General features: G+C 69.6%; 20 protein-coding genes. 15 read left to right on the forward strand and 5 right to left on the reverse strand.

Translation table 11 applies throughout. The annotated features are described in order from the left end of the window. Positions 1-637: 637 nt before the first annotated feature. Positions 638-1885 (forward strand): cation:proton antiporter, encoded by a 1248-nt coding sequence (locus ACIBF8_RS26615; protein ID WP_396786519.1) that lies wholly within the window; start codon positions 638-640, stop codon positions 1883-1885. A 546-nt stretch (positions 1886-2431) separates the two neighbouring features. After that, the gene (locus tag ACIBF8_RS26620; protein ID WP_396786520.1) at positions 2432-3109 is read left to right on the forward strand and encodes a hypothetical protein; all 678 of its coding nucleotides are present in this window, start codon (positions 2432-2434) and stop codon (positions 3107-3109) included. Positions 3110-3288: 179 nt separating this feature from the next. Here the strand turns inward: ACIBF8_RS26620 and ACIBF8_RS26625 are convergent, their stop codons facing one another. Both ACIBF8_RS26625 and ACIBF8_RS26630 read right to left on the reverse strand, forming a co-directional pair. Then, complete coding sequence (locus tag ACIBF8_RS26625; protein WP_396786521.1) at positions 3289-4092, reverse strand: TIGR03943 family putative permease subunit; 804 nt, start codon at positions 4090-4092, stop codon at positions 3289-3291. Next, complete coding sequence (locus ACIBF8_RS26630; protein ID WP_396786522.1) at positions 4089-5171, reverse strand: permease; 1083 nt, start codon at positions 5169-5171, stop codon at positions 4089-4091. The genes ACIBF8_RS26625 and ACIBF8_RS26630 overlap by 4 nt, the downstream gene beginning before the upstream one ends. An 866-nt stretch (positions 5172-6037) precedes the next feature. On the opposite strand from ACIBF8_RS26630, the gene ACIBF8_RS26635 reads away from it, so the two are divergent. The 3 genes from ACIBF8_RS26635 to ACIBF8_RS26645 all read left to right on the forward strand — a co-directional run bounded on the left by ACIBF8_RS26635 (position 6038) and on the right by ACIBF8_RS26645 (position 8374). Then, complete coding sequence (locus tag ACIBF8_RS26635) at positions 6038-6454, forward strand: Fur family transcriptional regulator (protein ID WP_203118058.1); 417 nt, start codon at positions 6038-6040, stop codon at positions 6452-6454. A 511-nt stretch (positions 6455-6965) separates the two neighbouring features. Then, positions 6966-7145, forward strand: a complete 180-nt coding sequence (rpmF, locus tag ACIBF8_RS26640; protein WP_278153539.1) for a 50S ribosomal protein L32 — start codon at positions 6966-6968, stop codon at positions 7143-7145. Next, positions 7142-8374, forward strand: coding sequence for a GTP-binding protein (locus tag ACIBF8_RS26645; protein ID WP_396786523.1), 1233 nt, complete (start codon positions 7142-7144; stop codon positions 8372-8374). The genes rpmF and ACIBF8_RS26645 overlap by 4 nt, the downstream gene beginning before the upstream one ends. 124 nt (positions 8375-8498) lie before the next feature. On the opposite strand, the gene ACIBF8_RS26650 is transcribed toward ACIBF8_RS26645, so the two are convergent. From ACIBF8_RS26650 to ACIBF8_RS26660, 3 genes are all read right to left on the reverse strand, one after another. Then, positions 8499-8951, reverse strand: a complete 453-nt coding sequence (locus ACIBF8_RS26650; protein ID WP_396786524.1) for a hypothetical protein — start codon at positions 8949-8951, stop codon at positions 8499-8501. A gap of 439 nt (positions 8952-9390) precedes the next feature. Then, positions 9391-9651: a type B 50S ribosomal protein L31 gene (locus tag ACIBF8_RS26655; protein WP_396786525.1), complete on the reverse strand. Its 261-nt coding sequence runs from the start codon at positions 9649-9651 to the stop codon at positions 9391-9393. Next, positions 9648-10949, reverse strand: a complete 1302-nt coding sequence (locus ACIBF8_RS26660; protein WP_396786527.1) for a CobW family GTP-binding protein — start codon at positions 10947-10949, stop codon at positions 9648-9650. The genes ACIBF8_RS26655 and ACIBF8_RS26660 overlap by 4 nt, the downstream gene beginning before the upstream one ends. Before the next feature lie 198 nt (positions 10950-11147). Between ACIBF8_RS26660 and rpmB the strand changes: the two genes are divergently transcribed. From rpmB to ACIBF8_RS26710, 10 genes are all read left to right on the forward strand, one after another. Then, positions 11148-11384 carry a 50S ribosomal protein L28 gene (rpmB, locus tag ACIBF8_RS26665; RefSeq protein ID WP_203118037.1) on the forward strand — a complete coding sequence of 79 codons (237 nt, stop codon included), beginning with the start codon at positions 11148-11150 and terminating at the stop codon, positions 11382-11384. Then, positions 11384-11551, forward strand: coding sequence for a 50S ribosomal protein L33 (rpmG, locus tag ACIBF8_RS26670; RefSeq protein ID WP_013287204.1), 168 nt, complete (start codon positions 11384-11386; stop codon positions 11549-11551). Before rpmB ends, rpmG begins: the two co-directional genes overlap by 1 nt. After that, a complete protein-coding gene (gene rpsN / locus ACIBF8_RS26675) occupies positions 11551-11856 on the forward strand; it encodes a 30S ribosomal protein S14 (RefSeq protein ID WP_396786528.1) in 306 nt (101 codons plus the stop codon). Before rpmG ends, rpsN begins: the two co-directional genes overlap by 1 nt. A 53-nt stretch (positions 11857-11909) precedes the next feature. After that, positions 11910-13382 carry a choice-of-anchor M domain-containing protein gene (locus tag ACIBF8_RS26680; RefSeq protein WP_396786530.1) on the forward strand — a complete coding sequence of 491 codons (1473 nt, stop codon included), beginning with the start codon at positions 11910-11912 and terminating at the stop codon, positions 13380-13382. Between the two features lie 119 nt (positions 13383-13501). Beyond that, positions 13502-14707, forward strand: coding sequence for a WxL protein peptidoglycan domain-containing protein (locus tag ACIBF8_RS26685; RefSeq protein WP_396786532.1), 1206 nt, complete (start codon positions 13502-13504; stop codon positions 14705-14707). Between the two features lie 148 nt (positions 14708-14855). Beyond that, positions 14856-16460 carry a TIGR03773 family transporter-associated surface protein gene (locus ACIBF8_RS26690; RefSeq protein WP_396786671.1) on the forward strand — a complete coding sequence of 535 codons (1605 nt, stop codon included), beginning with the start codon at positions 14856-14858 and terminating at the stop codon, positions 16458-16460. Then, positions 16457-18037 carry an anchored repeat ABC transporter, substrate-binding protein gene (locus ACIBF8_RS26695; protein ID WP_396786533.1) on the forward strand — a complete coding sequence of 527 codons (1581 nt, stop codon included), beginning with the start codon at positions 16457-16459 and terminating at the stop codon, positions 18035-18037. Before ACIBF8_RS26690 ends, ACIBF8_RS26695 begins: the two co-directional genes overlap by 4 nt. Continuing rightward, a complete protein-coding gene (locus ACIBF8_RS26700) occupies positions 18037-19029 on the forward strand; it encodes a choice-of-anchor M domain-containing protein (RefSeq protein ID WP_396786534.1) in 993 nt (330 codons plus the stop codon). Before ACIBF8_RS26695 ends, ACIBF8_RS26700 begins: the two co-directional genes overlap by 1 nt. Before the next feature lie 26 nt (positions 19030-19055). Continuing rightward, the gene (locus tag ACIBF8_RS26705) at positions 19056-19769 is read left to right on the forward strand and encodes an anchored repeat-type ABC transporter ATP-binding subunit (protein WP_396786673.1); all 714 of its coding nucleotides are present in this window, start codon (positions 19056-19058) and stop codon (positions 19767-19769) included. Beyond that, positions 19769-20686, forward strand: a complete 918-nt coding sequence (locus ACIBF8_RS26710) for an anchored repeat-type ABC transporter permease subunit (protein ID WP_396786536.1) — start codon at positions 19769-19771, stop codon at positions 20684-20686. Before ACIBF8_RS26705 ends, ACIBF8_RS26710 begins: the two co-directional genes overlap by 1 nt. Positions 20687-20750 lie beyond the last annotated feature (64 nt).

Consider the following 20750-nt stretch of genomic DNA (forward strand, 5'->3'; position numbering starts at 1 on the left):
ACGCCGCGGTTGTCCCCGACAGCCGGGGGCGGCGGGCCCCACCGCCGCGGGCACTGGCGGTGCCTCCTGCCGAGGATAGCGCCGAGCCGGGCTCAGCCCGCCACCCGGTCCCCGCCCTCGGGTGTGAGGTCCAACTCGGCGCGGCGGACGGTCCAGTCCCGCACCAATGGCGCCGGCCAGCGATGCAGCACCGGCCGTGCAGTGGTAATAGGTGGATTCCGTACCGTCGGGAACCCGGACCTGCACCTGGACGGGCAGTCGGCCCGGCCAGCCGTCGGCCACGATAGTTCGCCACTCTCAGTTTCGCTCGAGGTCGAGCTTGATGGCCGCTGGCTCTGGCAGGCTAAGAAGAGCTCGACCAGCGGCACCACCACGATGGCTGTCCGCGATAACCCCCGGTCGGCGTAGGCACCGGCCAGTATGTCCCGTCACCCGACCGGACGGGATCTGAAGAAGTTTCTCGCCATCGACCCCGAGGGTCCGGTGGTGATGCTGAACCATCTGCCTCAGCGTCATCCCCCGCAACAGACTTGGTGACGCCAGCAGCCTCGATGACGTGCTCGACCATGCGGGCTAGGTATTGGGACGCCGCGATGTGGTCAACTTCCTCATGACGTACGTCTGTGGAGCGTGACCGATGCTGTTGTTGTCGTTTTCCGTTGTCCTCCTGGTGGCGGTGCTGCTCTCGGCGCTGGCTCACCGCACCATCCTGTCCACTGCGGCGCTGTTCCTGGTTGCCGGGTTCATCCTCGGCGAGGACACCACCGGGCTGCTGCACCTGCATTCCGATTCCCCCATCGTGGCGCAGCTCGCGGAGCTTGCCCTGTTCGCGGTGCTCTTCACCGATGGGATGCGGGTCGGGTGGGCGGACCTGCGTTCGGCATGGCGGCTACCCGGTCGGGCGCTGGGTTGGGGCCTGCCACTCACCCTGCTGATCACGGCGCTACTGGCCCACTTCGTGGCTGGCCTGGGCTGGCCGGAGGCGCTGCTGATCGGCGCAATCCTGGCTCCCACCGACCCGGTGTTCGCGGCGGCGCTGGTGGGCAATGACAAGGTGCCGGCCCGCCTACGGCATCTACTCAACGTGGAGTCCGGCGTCAACGACGGGCTGGCCCTCCCGTTCGTGGTCCTGCTGGTGGCTCTGGCCGCAGGCTCGGATGACCTGCACCTGGCAAAGATTGCCAGCGAACTTGCGGTAGGCCTGCTCATCGGCGTGCTGGTGCCGCTGTTGGCAATCGCTCTGGAACGGACCCGTTGGCTTGCGGCGTCCGCTGCGTACGCGCCGCTGAACGGGGTGGCGATCGGGCTGTTGGTGTTGGCGTTGGGCAAGCTCACGCACGGAAACCTGTTCCTGGCGGCGTTCGCCGCCGGGATCACCGTGGCCACGTTCGGGCCGAGGGAACGGGCGGCGTTCGAGCATTTCGGCGAGAACATCGCCGAGCTGTTGAAACTCGCCGCGCTGCTGGTCTTCGGCGCGCTGATCTCGGTACGGTTCCTGGGCGAGATCTCGTGGACCGGCTGGGTCTTCGCGGTGCTGGCCATCTTCGCGGCCCGACCGGTCGCGTTGTGGATCTCGTTCCTACGTTCCGGCCTCGGCGCCAGGGAACAAGCCGCGGCGATGTGGTTCGGGCCGAAGGGTTTCGCCTCCGTCGTCTACGGGCTGCTGGTCCTGGAGTCTGGCATTGCTGCCGGCGACGAGGTGTTTCACCTCGTAGCCCTGACGATCGTGATCTCTATCCTGTTGCACTCATCGACCGATGTCGTTATAGCGCGTGCCTTCGACGAGTCCCGGGAGGCGCCTGCCTGGTTCGGCGCTCTCCACCGAGCCCGCCGGCCATTGCCGCCCTCTTCGCGACGTCGGGACGGGTCGTCCGCCGATGGTTGATCGCTCCCACCGTGAGTACGCTCAGCGACAGATCACTGATTGGTGCCCTCGATTGCGGCCCAGACGGTTGTGCCGTCACCGAAGGGGAAGAAGCCCCAGTTGGTGGTGAGGGCGGCGATGATGGGCAGGCCGCGACCACCGGTTGGCGGGACGCCCGAGCGTGGCTGCCACCGGGCACACCGACCGCCGCGGACCCGCCACCACCACCTACATCAAGGCGGACCTCGCGCCCGTCGCCGCCGCCCTGGCCGCGCTGAGCGGTGGACCTCACCCAATGGCAATCACACCCGACGGGCGATCCGTGCCCGGGCACGCACCCCAGGGATGACGGCCGCCGAGGCGGCGCCTGCACCACGTGATGCAATCCGAGCTCGGGGGGTGCGTGTCAGCGCCAGTTCGAGCTCAGCCGCGTTCGTCTGGGCCGCGACACCAGTGCCGGCCGCCTTGTGTCGCGGGCACCGGTTGCACGATCCATGCTGGGTATCGACTGGGATCGGACGGGAGGACTAGGCTGCGTCCAGGCTTTCATCGACGCAAGGGGATGTCGTGTCGCGCCGTACCGGTAAGCCCTCCTATCAGCTGTCCGCTCCTGACACGAGCCGCCGCCGGATGGCGCGTGTCGCTGTCGTCGTCGCGACGATTGGGCTCGCGGCTGTTCTGGTGGGAGGCGCCGCCGGTTACACGGCCAATCGACCGGATGGCGTCGAGTCGGCTGTCGCTGACATTCGCGAGGCCGAGGCGAAGCGCGACAGTCAGCAGATAGTCGAGTTGACGGCAACGGCGCGCCGTCTTCGTGAGGAGATTTCTCCCATTCTCACCGCCCTGCGGGCGGACGCGCCCCCCAGTGGGCAGCCAGGCCCCGAGCAGGCCCGGCAGTGGCGACAGACCATGCTGCGGGCGGCGGAGCCGTTCGCGGACCCTCCGTCGGGCACTACCGCAACCAATGTGGCGCGTGGAGGGCTGCGTAGCGCCGTGGAGCAGGCGTCCCTGGCGGTCGAGTCGTATCTCCTCGCGGTTACCGGGCCGGCCACTCAACGGGCCGTTCTGACCGAACTGGCGAAGCGGCAGGCAGTTCAAGCGGCGGCCGCCTGGTCCGTCGCGGCCACCCAGCTCGATCAGATCAACATTGATGCCGGCCAAGGCCATCAACATGTCTACCTGGACACCGGTCCCGGTGGTGGCGCCTTCACTCCCGACGGCGCGGCAGAAGGCTCGGGCGGGTGACCGATCGCCCGCGCTGCGCAACCTAGCGGGGCCGCGCGGCTGCGGCCGCTCTCGTAGCGCTAGTAGGAAGACGATCTCGCTCGCACGTGCTCGTCGGGTTTTTTAACCGGAGCGCGCAGTGTCTGCGGCGCTCCGGCGGCCGTACTCGTCGCAGCGTCGTCCCCGGCGGTGCGGGACGACTACTCGTACGGGTCCTTGGGGGCGGTCACCTGTCGCCAGGATTCGACGTCGATATAGGGGATCTCTTCGTCGTTGATGGGGTCGTGGGTGACACGGTCGGTGTAGCGGCCGGTGACCTGGATCCAGGTGTCGTTGGCTAGGCCGGTGGGCGGGTTGCCGGCCATGCCGAGTTTGACGGGTCGGCCGTCGGCGGCGCAGCAGGACAGGATCATGCGGGCGAGGATCGGTTGCCCGTTGGGTCCCGGGGTGATGAAGCCGGTGAGCTGGACCCTGCGGTTGCCGATCGACTGGCCCTTGTCGAACAGGGCTCGGGCGGCGTAGTCGAACACTGTGGTCGTCGCCGGATCGCCGGCAGGCAACGGAGGGTAGTCGTAGTCGAAGTCCTGCTCAGCGGTCAGTGCGGTGCCGGCTTGGCCGGCGGCGTACGAGCCGAGGGCGGGTGGGGTTACGAGCAGCAGGCCGAGGGCTGGAAGGAGAAGCAGCCAGGCGACTCGTGGTTCGTGGTGGGCGTGTTCGTCGTGGAGATCTTCCGTCGTTGACCCGCTCGTGCTCTGCTCGGCGCTCTGCCGCCGATTCCCGCTGGCGGGGTCGTTCGGGCTGTTCCGGTCCTCAGGCGTGTCGTCGTGGGGACGCAGCTCGTACCAGAGGGTCATCACTGCGGCGGCGATCAGCAGCAGGCTGGCGACGATGAGGAACGGTCGCAGCCCTTCCTTGACGTAGCGCAGGTAGAGGTCCGTGACGCTGGCACGCAGGACTGCGGCTCCGAAGAAGATCATGACGCAGGCTTGGGCCATCCGGTTCATAGCAGCACCATCCCGGTGATGACGGCGACCGCGACGGCGACCGTGAAGGTGGCTGGCGCGAATCGGGCGGCGAAGCGACGGCCGAAGATGCCGGCCTGCATGGAGATGAGTTTCAAATCGACCATCGGGCCGACCACCAGGAAGGCCAGCCGGGCGGTGAGGGAGAACTGCGACAGTGAGGCGGCGACGAACGCGTCCGCCTCGGAGCAGATTGACAGCAGGACCGCGAGCCCGGCCAGGGCGAGCACGGACAGCACCGGCTGGTCGGCGAGGGTCTGCAGCCACTGTTCGGGGACGACAACGTTGATGGTGGCTGCGGCCATCGCGCCGATGACGAGGAACCCGCCGGCGTGGGCGACATCGTGCCGTACGGCGGACCAGAACGCTTCCCCGCGTCGGAGCCCGTCCAGGTCGGGCCGACGCGGGAGTCGGATCCAGTTGGCGCGGCCCAGGCGCAGCCAGAGCCAGCCCATGATCATGGCGACGACGAGGCTGGCGACCGCGCGGGCGAGGACCATCTCGGGGTTGTTGGGAAAAGCCACCGCCGTGGCAACGAGAACGATCGGGTTGATCGCCGGCGCGGCGAGCAGGAACGCCAGTGCCGCCGCCGGTGTGACGCCGCGGCGGATCAGGGAGCCCGCGATCGGCACGGCCCCGCACTCGCAGCCGGGGAGGATCACCCCGGCGGCGCTGGCGACCGGCACGGCGAGGGCGGGGTGCTTCGGCAGGGCCCGGGCCCAGAACGAGCGGGGTACGAAGACCGCGATCACGGCGGAGAGCAGCACCCCGAAGACGAGGAATGGCACGGCCTGCACCATCACCGAGACGAACACCGTCGTCCAGGTCGCCAGCGACGGCGCGGACAGCAGCCCCGCCAGGGGGTCGCGCAGGAAGATGAGCAGCACCAGCACGGCGGCGAGGATCTCGACCGAGCCGATCCGGCCGGCGAAGAGAGAAGGGGGCCGGTGACCGTGGTCGTGCTGAGCAACGTCGAGGCCTGGCGGCGTGCCGTCTGCGTCGACGGGCGCGTCGGCGGCTGTGCTGGTGCTCGACGAGGTGGTGGGCTCGGATGCGGCCACGCCGCCCCCTTCTCTGCTCTGGCATGTGGATACGGCGTCAGCTTGATCGCCTACCCGTACTGGCGTCGGCGTAGAGCAACCTGCGTGCCTTGACCTCTGGCTCGCTCACCACCATCAACAGCGATGTGAGTGTATCGAGCGCGGTGTGTCGGCATCCCGAAACTGTAGGGGCTAATCGCCTGCGCCAGAAGCTCTCGGCCAGCGCAATTGCCGCTTCCTGCCCAGTCTCTTTTCGCTCAGACCAGAACCGGGAAAAGGGCCCTCGAAGAGCCCTCGCGGTGGCAGGCGTGGCGCGAGGGTGCCGTCGCCGTTGGGCAGAGCGAGCGGGGTCGCCGGGACGTCCAGCGTGCGAGGAGCGCGGCGGAGGTGCGCCGGCTCAGATTGCGTGAGGGCGAGGTCGGCCGCCATGGCCTCGAAGGACGGCTCCTTGACCACAATCGGCCATGGTCACGCCGCGGGTAATTCGGCGTCGAATCCTCGCTCATCGACCGCCGCGTGCCAGCAGGGTGGCGCGGGTGTCATGCCGAGCGAACGGCGTTGGTGACGTCGAGCGGACCGACTCCACCGGACGGGCCGACGCCGCGCAGGCAACGCCCAGCAGGTCGCCTGCGGAGACCGCGTTCCATCGGCGTTACCGCCCTGTCGCTTATGCTGCCCTATCGGCACTCGTTCCTGTTTTCATTACCGCGCTCCGGTGGGTCGCGCTCCTCCCGCCACGGGCTGATCCGCACTGCCCCGCAACGGCAAACAGGTGGGGTCGGGAGACAGCGCGGCGGCGTTCATGCGCGACGACGCATAATGGTCCGATGGGCAGCGAGGCGACGTGCCGGAAGCGGTAGGCCGGCGGCGCCCGAAATCACGGGAGGATGGCGGCCACGGTGAACCAGGCGATGCCGAATGTGACCCGGAACACCCGACAGCGGGCAGAGGTGCTGGCGCTGTTGCGCGAGGTGGAGGGCTTCCACTCGGCGCAGCAACTGCACCAGATGCTGCTGGCGCGTAAGGCGGGCGTCGGCCTGACCACCGTCTATCGGACGTTGCAGCTGCTGGTGGATGCCGGTGAGATCGATTCGACTCGACTACCGGGCGGCGAACAGCTCTTCCGCCGGTGCAGCCAGAGCAAACACCACCACCACCTAGTCTGCCGAGACTGTGGGCGCACGGTCGAGGTAGCCGGCCCGGCTGTGGAGCGGTGGGCCGACCAGGTTGCCGCACAGCACGGGTTCGTCGACGTCGGTCACACCTTGGAGATCTTCGGCACGTGTGCCGAGTGCGTTCGCTGAGCGATCGACGGATCGTTTCCTCACGCCGGCCAGGGCGGGAAGTCCGGAAGAACCCGGCCCCGGTTGGTCCGTGGTAGCCAAGCGCCTCAAGATGGGGTGACCCAGGGCCGCGTCGCGTCGACGGCGTCCGATCCTGGCGCCGCGCCGGCCGGCTTCCACGGGGCCGGCCAGAGCTCTTGCGGCCAACAGGTCTGGGTGTGCTCTCAAACGTGCCTCGCTGATGAGGCCGCCCACCCGTCGGGCGGGTCCGCAGCGGAGTGCGGTACCCGCGGTTGCCTCGCGGTCTTCGGTGTCCGCATGGCGTGCCTGGGCGCAGCCAGCAACAGATTTCTGTCCGGTCAACGGCCTCTTCACGTCGGGTCCGCCCCCACCGCCACTGGTCCGTCCGCCGGGTCGCCGGGCCGGCGTGTCCAGCCGGAAGGTCATGCGGGGTGAGTCTCCAGGCCCCCGAGCTCTAACCGAAAACGGGAACCATTAGCATCTAGCTGACACCCCGGTGAGGAGATCCGTCATGGCCGTGCCCAAGCGCAAGATGTCCCGGTCCAACACCCGCCACCGTCGCGCGCAGTGGAAGGCGACTGTGCCGCAGTTGACGCCCTGCCCGTGTCCGCGCAAGGAGATGGTGGTGCCGCACCGCGCCTGTGCGCACTGCGGCCTGTACAAGGGGCGTCAGGTGGTGGATCAGCCGTGACGGGCCGGCTGCCGGTGACCGTGCTGTCCGGGTTCCTCGGCGCGGGCAAGACCAGCCTGCTCAACCATGTGCTGGCCAACCGTGATGGGCTGCGGGTAGCGGTGATCGTCAACGACATGAGCGAGATCAACATTGACGCCGCGTTGGTGCGTGACGGCGGGGCATTGTCGCGGACGGAGGAACGGCTGGTCGAGCTGACCAACGGTTGCATCTGCTGCACGTTGCGCGATGATCTGCTCGACGAGGTGGCCCGGCTGGCCCGGCTCGGTCGCTTCGATTATTTGTTGATCGAGTCCAGCGGCATCTCCGAGCCGATGCCGGTGGCCGCGACGTTCGCCTTCGGTGTGGAGGACGGGCAGGTCCTCGACGACCTGGCTCGGCTGGACACCACCGTGACGGTGGTCGACGCTGCGGGCCTGCTGGCCCGCATCGAGGCGGGGGAGACCCTCGAGGCGCGTGGGCTGGCCGCGTACGAAGGAGACGACCGGAGCATCTCCGACCTGCTGGTCGACCAGATCGAATTCTCCGACGTGCTGGTGGTCAACAAGACCGACCTGGTCACCCCGGAGGATCTGGCGGTGGTCGAGGCCCTGCTGACCCGCCTGAATCCGGCCGCCCGACAGGTCCGTGCCGTGCACGGCCGGGTGGCCCCGGCCGAGATCCTGCACACGGGCCGTTTCGACCTGGAGCGTGCCGAGACGGCGCCGGGCTGGGTCGCCGAGCTCAACGGCGGGCACGTGCCGGAAACCGAGGAGTACGGCATCTCCAGCATCGTTTTCCGCGACCACCGGCCTCTGCACCCGCAGCGACTGTGGGATCTGTTGGCCGGCGGGCTGGACGTGTTCGGTGTGGTGCGGTCGAAGGGATTCCTGTGGCTGGCCAGCCGCCCGGACGTGCAGGCACTGTGGTCGCAGGCCGGCCCTTCAGGCCGGTGCGATCCGGTCGGCGTGCCCGTCGTGGTCTCCGGAGAGTGGCCCGAGGATCCCGACGAGCGGTTCGAGTTGGAGTCCCGCTGGCATCCGGTCTTCGGGGACCGGCAGCAGGAACTCGTCCTCATCGGTATCGACCTGGACGCTCAGGGCCTGCGGGCCGCCCTGATCGCCTGCCTGCTCACCGACACCGAGATCGCCGCCGGACAGCACGCTTGGCGGGCCCTGCCCGACCCGTTCCCCAGCTGGGATTTGAGCGACCTGCACGAACACGACCATGCCGGTTCGGTTCAGGTCTGATCATGTCGACGACCCTGGCCTCGGACGACGTCACCCGGTGGCGCAGCGATCGGGAACCATGATGCGCCACTGACATGCTGGCCGCAACGCCGTCCTGGCCGCGGGTCGCGTCACCGACGAGCAGCTACGCGGACGCGTCGCCCGCGCTGGCCTGACCCACGTCGACGTCCGGGTCAGCGCCTCCGCCGCCCAGGACCCGGTCTTCGTCGCCGCCATGGACGCCCTCGCGGCCCACCTGCCGGCGGAGAAATCTCGACCTGCTGCTTGGCCCCCGGCCCCGTTCGCCGACGACGAAGCCATCACCGCGACCATGACGGCAGCCGGCTGCGCCGTCATTGCGGTCACCCGAGCACGAGGTCGAGAGTCGCTTCCGCGACGTCGACCACTGGATGACGTGAATGTGGTCGTACGGCGCACGTGCGTTGCGTTGCTGCCGCACATCCCGGCCGACCGTGTCCAGGCCGCGACTACCGATGCCGCCCGAGCGCTCGGGCCCGCCCGGGTAGCCGGTAACGGTCTGACCCTGACCACCGCGGTCCGGGTCACCGTCGCGGCGCTGAAACCCGGTGTCGCGCATCCGGAAGGATCGTCGTAGCGATGTCGCGCAATCACCCCATGGTGGATGATTGACGATCACCACCGGGCTGCTCAGCGCCCTTGCTGAGGAGTCCGGACGGACCAGGTGGTCCTGGTGACCCACAGCGTCCGACCAGCAGCGCCACGACGGGGCGGCGATGCCCGGTGGGCGTCAGACCCCCGGCGAGGGTGTTCGGCGCGGCCAGCCGGAGCGCCGAGCGTCCCCGCAGGGCCGCTGTCTCAGTGGGGATGTCAGCGCAGCGGCGCGACCGGGCGATGGCGAAAGCGACCCGCCGGCGCCGGCGCCGCCGGTCGACCGCGAGCCCAGTTGCCGAGGGCTGCCAGGTCGCGGTCGACCGTTAGGTACCACTCCCGGTCGTGCCGCTCGACGTCGACCAGTTGCGGCGCCGGTCGGTCCAGTCGACCAGCACCCCAGATGGTTACGTGTTCTGGGGTCCGCGGCGGGCGTACTTCTGGCGGAACTTCTCAACTCGGCCGGCGGTGTCGAGCAGGCGCTGCTTTCCGGTCCAGAAGGGGTGACTGGCGGAGGAGATCTGGACGTCGATGACGGGGTAGGTGTTGCCGTCGGTCCAATCGATGCTTTGGTCGCTGGTTGCGGTGGAGCGGGTGAGGAAGGCGAAGTCGGCGCTCTTGTCGCGGTAGACGACGGGTCGGTAGTCGGGGTGGATTCCGGGCTTCATTCGGGTTGCGCTCCTTCAGTGTCGATATCGGTGTCGGCCAGTTCCTCGGTGTGGAGGGGGAAGCAGCCGGCGAACGGGTCGTGATAGGTGCGCCAGGCTTCTTCGCCGTCGGCGAGTTCGGCGTCGGTGAGCAGGCAGCGGGCGAGGGTGCTGTGCAGCTCGACGGGGTCGACGTCGAGGCCGATGAAGACCAGATGCTGGTGGCGGTCGCCGTAGTAGGGGTCCCACTCCAGGGCGGCGGCGAGGCGGCGTTGGTCTTCGACGTGTTCCCAGCGGTCCTCGGGCAGGCTCACCAGCCAGTGTCCGAGCGAGCCCATGGCCAGGCCGCCGCCGGCGAATTCCCAGGCCACCACGGTGTCGGGTTGGCTTGCCAGCCAGAGGTGGCCTCGGGAGCGGATCATCTCGGCGTTGACGTCTTCCAGGACGTCGTGCAGGCGTTGCGGGTGGAACGGGCGGCGGGCGCGGAAGACGGCGGAGACCACGCCGCAGTCGGATGCCGGCTCGTGTGTGCCGAGCGTGTAGCCCTGCAGGCCGCGGGCGAGTAGCCCGGGGGTCTCCGGTCGGTGCCGGTGGGTGTGACGCAGTTGGCGGGTCAGCGTGCTGGCGTCGACGAGGTCACCGTCGACGCGGAGGTGCACCGCCCAGGGCGCCATGCGCTGCAGCAGGACCGACAGCCGGCTGGTGTCGAAGGCGCCTTCTCGGGACTGGCCCCAGAGCAGCAGGGTGTCGGCGTACTCGATCTGGCGGACCACGACGTCGGCGAGCGCGCGGTCGTCGTCGTCCGCGGCCTGGATGCCGAGTGCGGTGAGGTCGTCGGTGCTGGCGAGGCCGTCGAGCAGGTGTTCGGCGTCGAGGACGGTGACGTAGGAGTCGACGCGGATGAGCTCCGTGATTGGTGCGCCGTCGACGAGGCAGTGGGCGCAGGCGGCGGCGACCGCCTCTGGCTCCACCACTTCGGGCAGCATCAGCACCAGGTCTCGGCCGGGATGGTTGCGGGCGAGTCGGACGAGGGTGGGCAGCACGTCTTCGCGCAGGGTGCAGGAGATGCAGCCGTGCCTCAGGTTGACCTGCTCGTCCTCGATGATGCCTGAGCTGGAGCGCACCACCCGGCGCACGACGCCGTCGCGGATCCCGGTGAGGTCGTGCCGCACCAGCAGCAGCGACTCGTCGGCGGCTAGCAGCGCCCGGGCGACGGCGAAGGTTGCCGCTGGCCAGAACCCGGACAGCACCGTCAACGAGGGGCGGGTATCAGCGTCCGTTGTCACGACGTGGGTCGGGGCCTGCGGTGACGACGACATGGCACTCCTTCGGCAGTTACTGAAAACGATTGTCATTCTAGCCACACGAGGCTGGCGAGGTGAATGGCGGTCCCCAGGGGCGCGACAGGCTCCGGCTGAGGTTGTTGGCAACGACCCGGGGTGGGTCTGACCGAACGGGTGATGTAGAACTGAAAACCGTTGTCGTTATCTTTCAACCTGAGCAAGGGAGCGTTCACTGTGTCCCGACGTTGTGACGTCACCGGCGCGAAGCCGAGCTTCGGCAACGCCGTGTCCCACTCCCACCGGCGCACCCGCCGTCGGTGGAACCCGAACCTGCAGAACCACCGCTACTGGCTGCCGTCGCAACGGCGATGGGTCAGCCTCACCCTGACGACGAAGGCGCTGAAGACCGTGGACCGCAAGGGCATCGAGAAGGTCGTCGCCGAGCTGCGCGCCCGAGGGGTGAAGCTCTGATGGCCCGCCAGACCGATGTGCGACCGATCGTGCGGCTGCGCAGCACCGCCGGCACCGGCTACACGTACGTCACCCGCAAGAACCGCCGCAACGACCCGGACCGGTTGGTCCTGCGCAAGTACGACCCGGTCGTCCGCCGGCACGTCGAGTTCCGCGAGGCCCGCTGATGGCCAAGAAGAGCCTGGTCAATCGGCAGGCCCGCCGCGAGGAACTGGTAGCCCGGCACGCCGAGACGCGGGCGGAGCTGAAGCGGCTGGTCACCCATCCGGACAGCGACCCGGAGGTACGCGCCGAGGCGGTGCGCCGGTTGAGCCGGCTGCCCCGGGATTCCAGTGCGGTGCGGCTGCGCTCGCGCGACCAGATTGACGGCCGCCCGCGCGGGGTGCTGACCAGGTTCGGGTTGTCCCGGGTGCGGTTCCGCGAGCTGGCACTACGTGGCGAGCTGCCCGGAGTGCGCAAGGCGTCCTGGTGATGTCACCACATGTACCACCGCGCGCAGATCCGCGCGGTGCTGAAAGGGGAGGTATGAATGCGATTCTGAGGGCTCGCGGTTTCGCGGCCCTGGTTGCCGGGGCGGTGGTGGTCGCCGGCACGGTGCTGGCGCCGACCGCTGCGTCGGCGGCCGAGAAGGTGGTGTTGTCCAAGGGGCACACCGACGCGCTCGACGTGCACTACGAGGGTGGAGCGCTGTCGTTGAAGGTCAACGACGACACGGTCAGCCCTTCGGTGACGCGGGACCCGGCGGACGTGACGTTCCAGGTTCTGCCGGAGGCGGCGATGGTCGTACCGGACGATCCTCGGTTCGCCTTCCTCGGGCCGGCGGGGAGTCAGGTCTGGCTCCTGCCGTTGACCCAGGACCCGGATCTGCTCTGGCCGGGTTGGAACACCACGACCCTGAACACGGGGGTGTTCGAGGGGAACAAGGTGCGGCTGAGCCTGGTCGATGTGCAAGGGCCGGGTGCCGTCACGCTGTTCACGCAGGACTCGTTCGGCGGTCCGATCATGAAGTTCCGCTCCGACGACGGTCTGCCGGACGCGATCGACGTGCCGGTGCACACCCACGCGCACTCGAACTGGGCGTTCGGCGCGCTGGGCAGCTACACGCTGAAGTTCCAGGCCGACGCGACGTTGGCCAGCGGCACGACGGTCAGTACCGGGCCGGTCGACTACTCATTCGTCGTCGGCGAGCTGTCCGGCGGTGGGCCACAGGTCAGCCTGTCGATCAGCGGCATGGCCGATGAGTACCAGCCCAACGACACGGTGACGCTCAACGCGGTGCAGACACCGCAGACCGAGCTGGACCACTACCACTGGTTCAGCAGGTGCCCCGGCACGGACGACTGGGCCATCATCGCGGGTGAGGCGGGTGCGAGCTACTCGTTCACGGCCACCCGGGAGCTGAACGCCTGCGAGTACGTGGTCAAGCTGTACGGCGACGCCCACGAGGTGGTCGCGACCAGCGAACCGGTGGCCCTGTGGGTGGCGTTCCCGCCGCAGGATCCGGGCACCTCGCAGACGATCACCGCGTCGATCGACGAGACGCAGGGTTCTCTGGTGATCAGTGTCAACCCGGACGACCGTGCGGTGGTGCTGCCACCCGCGCAGCTCACCGCGGGTGGTGACCGGTGGGAGAGCACCGGTGAGCTCCGCCCGGTCACGGTCACGGACACCCGAGCCGGCCGACCGGGCTGGAGCGCTTCCGGACAGATCCCGGCGGACTTCGCCGGGCCGAGCGGTGTGACGTTCAGCTCCGGTTACCTCGGCTGGACCCCTCGGGTGATCGCCCAGGGCTCCGGGCAGGGCGTCGTCGCTGGTCCGCAGGTTGCCCCGTACGTCGTCGGAGCCGGCGGCGGACTGGGCAGCAGTGCGGTGCTGGGAGCGGCGCCGGGCGGTGCCGGGCGGGGCACCGCGCAATTGGGTGCGGGTCTGCGGCTGAGCCTGCCCACCGAGACGGCCGCGGGGACCTACTCCGCGACCCTCACCCTCACCGCGATCTGACCGCCCGAACCCGTCCGGTGGCCCGGCGCTGAACCGTGCCACCGGACGGCCGCGGGGTGGGCGGGCCGTTGCCGCGACCCGCCCACCCCGACTGACCCTCATAACCAGGAACGGAACCCATGCGCCTGTTCGCCGCCATCGCCACCGGCCTCGTCCTGCTCGGCGCGGCCCCGGCACCACCCACGCCTCCTGCGCCGTCGGTGACGTCTGCCGTGACGTGGGGAGTGGCGCCGTCGGGTGCGAAGGGCCCGAACGGCCGGCCAGCGTTCACCTACAAGCTCGACCCCGGTGCCACAGTGACCGACTACGTCGCAGTCACCAACCACTCGGCGCGCCCGCTGACCCTCAACCTGTACGCCAGCGACGCGTTCACCACCGCGCAGGGCGGGTTCGACCTGCTGGCCGGTGGTCAGCAGCCGACCGACGTCGGCGCCTGGGTCCGTTTCACCGGCGGCACCGTGACCATTCCGTCCACGTCCCGCCTGGACATCCCGTTCACGCTCACCGTGCCGAACAACGCCACGCCCGGGGATCACGCCGGCGGGATCGTCGCCTCGCTCGCAGCCACGACGGTGGACGCGCAGGCCAACCAGGTCGCCGTCGACCATCGTGTCGGCGCGCGGATCTACCTGCGGGTGACTGGCGAGCTGCAACCGGCGCTGACCGTTGAGGACCTTCGGGTACGGCACAGCGGCTCGCTCAACCCCCTCGCCGGTGGCACGCTCACCGCCACGTTCACCGTCCGCAACAGCGGCAATGTCCGGCTCACCGGGCAGCCCACGCTCGCCGCGGCCGGGCCGTTCGGCCTCGGTCGGCGCTCGACCGACGGGGCGGCCCTGCCGGAGATCCTGCCCGGCGGCGAACTGACCACGACGGTACGCATGACGGGCGTGCCGCCACTGTTCCGGCTGACCGTGAACGCCGTCGTCACGCCCGCCGCCGTGGGCGACCAGGTCCTCGACCCACAGCCGGTGGTCGGCACGGCGCGGGCCTCATTCTGGGCGGTGCCCTGGCCGCAGCTGGTCCTGCTGGTCCTGTTCGCCCTCGTTGGCTGGGCGCTGCTCGCCGCCCGCCGACGGCGGTCTCGACAGATCGCCCAGGCGGTAGCCGCCGCCAGGGAGGAGGGTCGTGCCGAGGCCAGCCGGGAGACCGAACGGACCTCGGATGGCCGAGAGGGCGCGGTCCCTGCCGCGATCGATGCGGGCCCCCGGGGCGATGGTGGCAGCGCTAGGTCGGGTCAACCGGTGCCGGACGCTGATCATCGTGAACCGGGCCACCACGACCGACAGCCGGACATCGATCACACGGTGCAGGGCGAGCGATGACACGGCTGTGCCGAACAGAGCGTGCCGTCCCGGCCCTCTCGATCGCGTCAGACGGCGTCAACGCCGCCAGTCATGTCGTCACGGCGCGACACGACGCCAATGAACTACTACGAAGCCGTCTGGGGAGCAGGCAATGAGGATGAGAACGATGCGCACCGGCGCCGCCGGTCTTGCGCTAGCCGTACTGGCGTTGGCCACTGGGGGAGTGCCGGCGGCCGCGGAACCGGCCGCGGTCAGCACGGCCGGCGCGGACCTGGTGTCCGTCGCGCTGAGCGGCGACTCGATGTCGCTGCGGCTGCGCGACGCCGCGCAGGTGTCCCGCGACGCGGCCGGACACGACCCGGCCGAGGTGGTGCTCGGCCCGGACGGCGGGCTGGCCGGTCGCGTGCCGGCAGGGAAGAGCTTCGCCTTCCTCGGTTCGCCGGGCCACGCCGTGTGGTCACTGTCCACCGGCGACAGTGGGTTCCCCGCGCTGGACACCACCGAGGTACGCCCCGGCGTCGTCACCGACGACACGGTGGCCCTCACCGTACGCTCGGTCGAGGGGCCGGGAACGTTCACCGCGTACACCCTGTCCGGTCTCGACACGGCGACCCCGCTCTTCGGCAGCGGCCCGGGCCTGAAGCGGACGGTGCAGCTGCCGGTGGCGACACGGACCGGCGGCGTGGTCTGGGCCTTCGACGCGGCCGGTGACTACCGGCTGACCTTGACCGGCTCGGCCACCCTGCGCTCCGGCGAGAAGGTCGGCGCCGAGGTGACGTACAAGGTGCGGGTCCCCACGATCAGCCCGGTCGAGCAGGCGCCGCTGCCGGCTCTGGCCAAGCCGGCGACTCGCCCCGACGGGCAGTCGGCAGCGCGCGCACTCGCCGCGCCCCCGGCTGCGCCGAAGCCCCTGGCTGCCCCGAAACCCGCGGCTGCGCCGAAACCCGCCGCAGCCCCACCGGCGGCGGCCGCGAAGGCGGCGGCCACCACCGCTACGGGTGCCCGCCAGGTGATTGCCGACGGGCACGTCGACATGGGCCCCCAACTGTCCGGAGACAAGTGGACGATCCGGATCAAGGACGACCGGACCAGCCCTCCGGTCTGGCGGGAGACCGCCGACGTGGTTCTGCAGGTCAAGGACAACGCGAAGATCACGGTGCCGGCCGGCGCCGACTTCCTCGGCAAGCAGGGCGACGCCGTGTGGCTGCTGCCGCAGTCCCAGCAGGCGGGCATCGTCTGGCCCGGCTGGAACACCCAGCACGAGTCCGTCGTGTCGGGGGTCAAGGGCAACGTCACCTGGACGCTGAAGGGCGTCAACGGGCCCGGCCGGTTCGCCCTGTTTCTGACCGGCTCGTTCGGCAAGGCCGACGTGCTGTTCGACTCGGCCAAGGCGTTCCCGCAGCAACTGAGCGTCCCGCTGAACACCCACGCGCACGGCAACTGGGCGTTCGGCAAGCCCGGCCTGTACCGCCTCGCCGTGCAGATGAACGGCACCACCAGTGCCGGCAGGGCGGTCACCGACACGAAGACGCTCACCATCGCCGTCGGCGACAGCACCGACCCGAACAGCGGTTTCGGCTCCGGCAGTGGCACCGGGAGCGGCGGGGACAACGACGGGGGAGACCAGGGCGGTGCTGGCCGTCTCCCGCGCACCGGCACCGGTTGGGTGTTGACGGCCGGCGCGGCCGGCGTGGTTCTCGTCGCCGTCGGGGCGCTGCTGGTGCTGTTGGCCCGTCGCCGCCGCGCCGGCCTCGCGACGGCAGACGCATGAGCCAGCTGGTCGCGTCACGGCTGCGGCAGGCGATCCTGCCGCTGCTGATCGTGGGGCTGATCGCCGGCTGCCGGTCGGAGGTGGCATTGACCGCCAACGACGACCGGGTCCAGGTCATCACGACCACCGGCATCCTGCGGGACCTGGTGAGCAACGTCGGCGGGCAGCGGGTAGCTGTCAGTTCCTTGGTGCCGGACGGTGCCGACCCGCACAGCTACGAGCCGTCGCTGCGGGACGTCCGGGATGTCGTCTACGCCGACGTCGCGTTCAGCAACTACCTGCTCCTGGAGGAGCAGGCCGTCATCAAGGCGCTGGACGCGAACCTGCGCGACGGCGTACCGAACATCTCGCTGGCCGAGGGCGCGGTGAAGTACGCCGCGGAGATCATCCCGCTGGTCGAGGACGTGTCACTGGACACCATCTGGTTGGGCATGCGGGTACGCGGCACCGGTGCGGCGCAGGGCGCGAACCGCGCCTCCGACGTGCTGCTCACCGCGACCGCCGCGGACGGGCCGGGCCGGATGCTCGGGTACCTGACCGAGTCGTTCGGCAACCCGTCGTTCTACGTCGACTCCGGCGACGGGTTCGACCCCGCCAATGGCTACCGGGACGACACCGCCACGCTGCCACCCGACGCCCACACCCACATGAGCTGGGCGTTCACCAAGCCGGGTGTCTACCGGCTGAGCATGCGGGCGCAGCTGGCGGTGACCCCCGAGACCGCGCCCATTCCCCTGGGGGAGCAGGTGTTCACCTTCGCCGTCGGGGTGGACCCGCACTCGGTGTCGGGCATGGCGGGCGCGGAGGTGCTGAACTCCGGCCACGCCGACGTCACCGTCGACCTCGACGAGCGGCGGCTCTACCTGTTCGCCGACCCGGAGGGCAGCGGTGAAGCCAACCAGCGGGTGTACGACCCGACCAGCACTGTGATCGAGGTGCCGAACAAAGCGCTGCTGGAGGTGCCCGGTGATCGCAGGTTCCGGTTCCTCGGCCGACCCGGCACCCAGGTCTATCAGCTTCCGCAGGCGGTGCTCGGCAAGCACGTGCACGGCGAGATCGACCCGCACCTGTGGCAGAACGTCCGCAATGCCATCTCCTATGTGGAGCTCATCCGAGACACCCTGATCGGCGTCGACCCGCAGGGCGCGACGGACTACCGCACGAACGCCTCGGCCTACATCCGGGAACTGGAGACGCTCGACACGCAGGTCCGGGACACCATCGCTTCCATCCCGCCGTCACGACGTCACCTGGTCAGCACCCACGACGCGTTCGGCTACCTGGGCCAGGCGTACGGGGTCCAGATCTCTGGCTTCGTCACCCCCAACCCCGCCACCGAGCCGAGCCTCGCCGATCGCCGCCGGCTCACCGAGACGGTCCGCAACCTGAAGATCCCCGCGGTCTTCCTGGAGCCCAACCTGGTGGCCCGATCCACCACCCTGACCGAGGTGGCCCGCGAAGAGGGGCTGCGGGTCTGCGCGATCTACGGCGACACCTTTGACCGGGACGTCACCACGTATGCGGACATGATGCGGTTCAACGCCGAATCGCTGCACGACTGCCTGACGGACAAGTGATGGAGGAGCCAGTGACGGCAGGACGGGCGCGACGCCGCCCCCGTACGATCAGCGCGATCCTGCGATGCGCGGTGGCCACGGTCATCGTGCTGGCCACGACGCAGACCCCGGCCCGCGCCGAGGAGCCGACACCGGGCCTCGGTCAGTCGATCGCCGCCGATCAGCCCCTGGCCACCGGCCGGGCGGAACTCGCCACCGGGCACGTCGACATCGGCCCCCGCTACGTCGACAACCAGTGGACAGTGCTGATCCACGACGGCACGCAGGCACGACCGGTGTGGCGCGACCCCGACGAGGCCTTGATTCGGGTCTCCGATGCCGCGCTGCAGACCGTTCCCGACGACCCGGCGTACGCCTTCCTCGGGGTCGACGCCGGCAAGCGGGTGTACGTGGTGCCGCAGGTCCAGAACCAGAACGTCATCTGGCTCGGCTGGAATACCCAGGACCCCCGGGTGATGCAGACCATCGACCGTGGCGTCACCCTGACCCTACTCGGCGTACGGGGACCGGGAAACCTCACCACCTACCTGCAGTCGGGCAACTTCGCCGCACCTCAGCCGCTCTGGCGCTCCGCCGAACCCACCGCTCAGCCCTTCTGGGCCGAGGTCAACACCCACACCCACGCCAACTGGGTGTTCACCGCACCCGGCGTCTACCTGGTCGCGGTCCGGGCGTCGGCCGACCTGATCAACGGGGAGGCGGTTTCGGCGACCCGCACGCTGCGCTTCGCCGTGGGCGACACCACGAGCGCCGAGGCGGCGTTCGCCGCCACCGCGGACATCCCCGCAGCAGCAGGGCAGACAGCAACCGACGAGGATCGGGCCGCAGCCGACGAGCCTGCCGGCACGTCCACGTCACTGCTGCTCATCGCGCTGGCAGGCGCGGCCGCCCTGCTCGCCGTCGGGCTGGTCCTCCTGCTGCTCCGCGGACGCGGCGCGAAGCGCCGGGCCGAACAGGAACGCACGTCCGCACTGTCGGAGGGCCAGCGGTGAGAGCACTCGACATCGAAGGGTTGGACGTGGACCTCGGCGGCCGGCCAGTCCTGCGGGACATCCGGCTGCACCTGGACCGAGGCGAGTTGGTCGGGCTGCTCGGGCCCAACGGCGCCGGGAAGACCACCCTGCTCCGCGCCATCCTGGCACTGACTCGCAGCCGCGGCGGCACCGTGACGGTGGAGGGCAAGCCGTCGCGTCCCGGCCGGTCCGAAATCGGTTACGTCCCCCAGCGCCACGAGTTCACCTGGGACTTTCCCATCTCGGTCGAACAGGCCGTGATGAGCGGCCGGACCGGCCGCATCGGCTTGCTGCGCCGCCCTGGCGTCGCCGACTGGCGGGCAGTCGGCGACGCGCTGGACCGCGTACAGCTGACCGGTTTGCGTCGCCGGCCGGTCGGTGAGCTGTCCGGCGGGCAACGCCAACGCGTCCTGGTCGCCCGAGCTCTCGCGCTCGCGCCGCGCATCCTGCTGCTGGACGAGCCGTTCACCGGACTCGACATGCCCACGCAGGAACTGCTTGGTGACCTGTTCATCAGCCTGGCGGCAGAGGACCGGGCGGTGCTGATGACCACTCACGATCTCGTCGCGGCGGTCGACTCCTGCACCCGTCTGGTCCTGCTCAACGGCCGGATCATCGCCGATGGGCAGCCGGCGGACCTGCAGGACGCCGAGCTGTGGACGAAGACCTTCGGGGTGAGTGAAACCTCCCCGCTGCTGAAGCTCGTGAGGGCAACCTGATGTCGATCACCGATTTCCTCGCCGACCTGCTCAACCCCGACCTCGCGTTCCTGCCCAAGGCGCTGGCGATCGCGGTCATGTCCAGCATCGTCTGCGGCGTCGTCGGCTGCTACGTCGTTTTGCGGGGCATGGCGTTCATCGGCGACGCCGTGGCGCACGCGGTCTTCCCGGGCATCGCGGTCGCCTTCGTCCTGCAGGGCAGCCTGGTGCTCGGTGGCGCTGTCGCCGGTGTCGCCACCGCTCTGCTGATCGCGATCTTCTCGCAGAACCGGCGGGTCAAGGAGGATTCGATCATCGGTGTCTTCCTGGTCGGCGCGTTCGCCCTCGGCATCGTGATCATCTCGCAGGCCCCCGGGTACGCCGGGTCGTTGCAGCAGTTCCTCTTCGGCTCGATCACCGGTATCCCGGACCGCGACCTCTACGTCGTCGGTGGCACCGGCCTGGTCATCCTGGGCCTGGTGCTCGCGCTGCACAAGGAATTCGTCGCGGTCTGCCTGGACCGGGAGATGTCCCGCTCCATGGGCCTGTCGGTCTTCTGGCTCGACATCGTGCTCTACGTCCTGGTCACCCTGGCCGTGGTGATCTCCCTGCAGACCATCGGCAACATCCTCGTCTTGGCCCTGCTGATCACCCCCGCGGCGGCGGCCCGTCTGCTCACCGACCGGCTCGGCGTGATGATGCTGCTCGCCCCGCTGGTCGGCGGCGTCTCGGCGATTGTCGGGCTGTACCTGTCCTGGAGCTACGACACGCCGGTCGGCGGCACCATCGTCCTGGTCGCCACCGCTGTCTTCCTGGCCGCCTGGCTGTTCGCCCCGCGGCACGGCCTCCTGACCCGGCGGTGGCGACGCCCCGGCGGGCAGGAACTCGGCGATGACGCGCATCCGAACCCTCGTCCAGCCCTATCGCAAGTAAAGTAAAACGACTATCGTTTCCATTAAGCGTTGGTCCACTCGGGACCTTCGCGGGGAGAGGAGTCTCTTC

This window comes from Micromonospora sp. NPDC050276 (genome assembly GCF_044459545.1).
Classification (GTDB): Bacteria; Actinomycetota; Actinomycetes; order Mycobacteriales; family Micromonosporaceae; genus Micromonospora.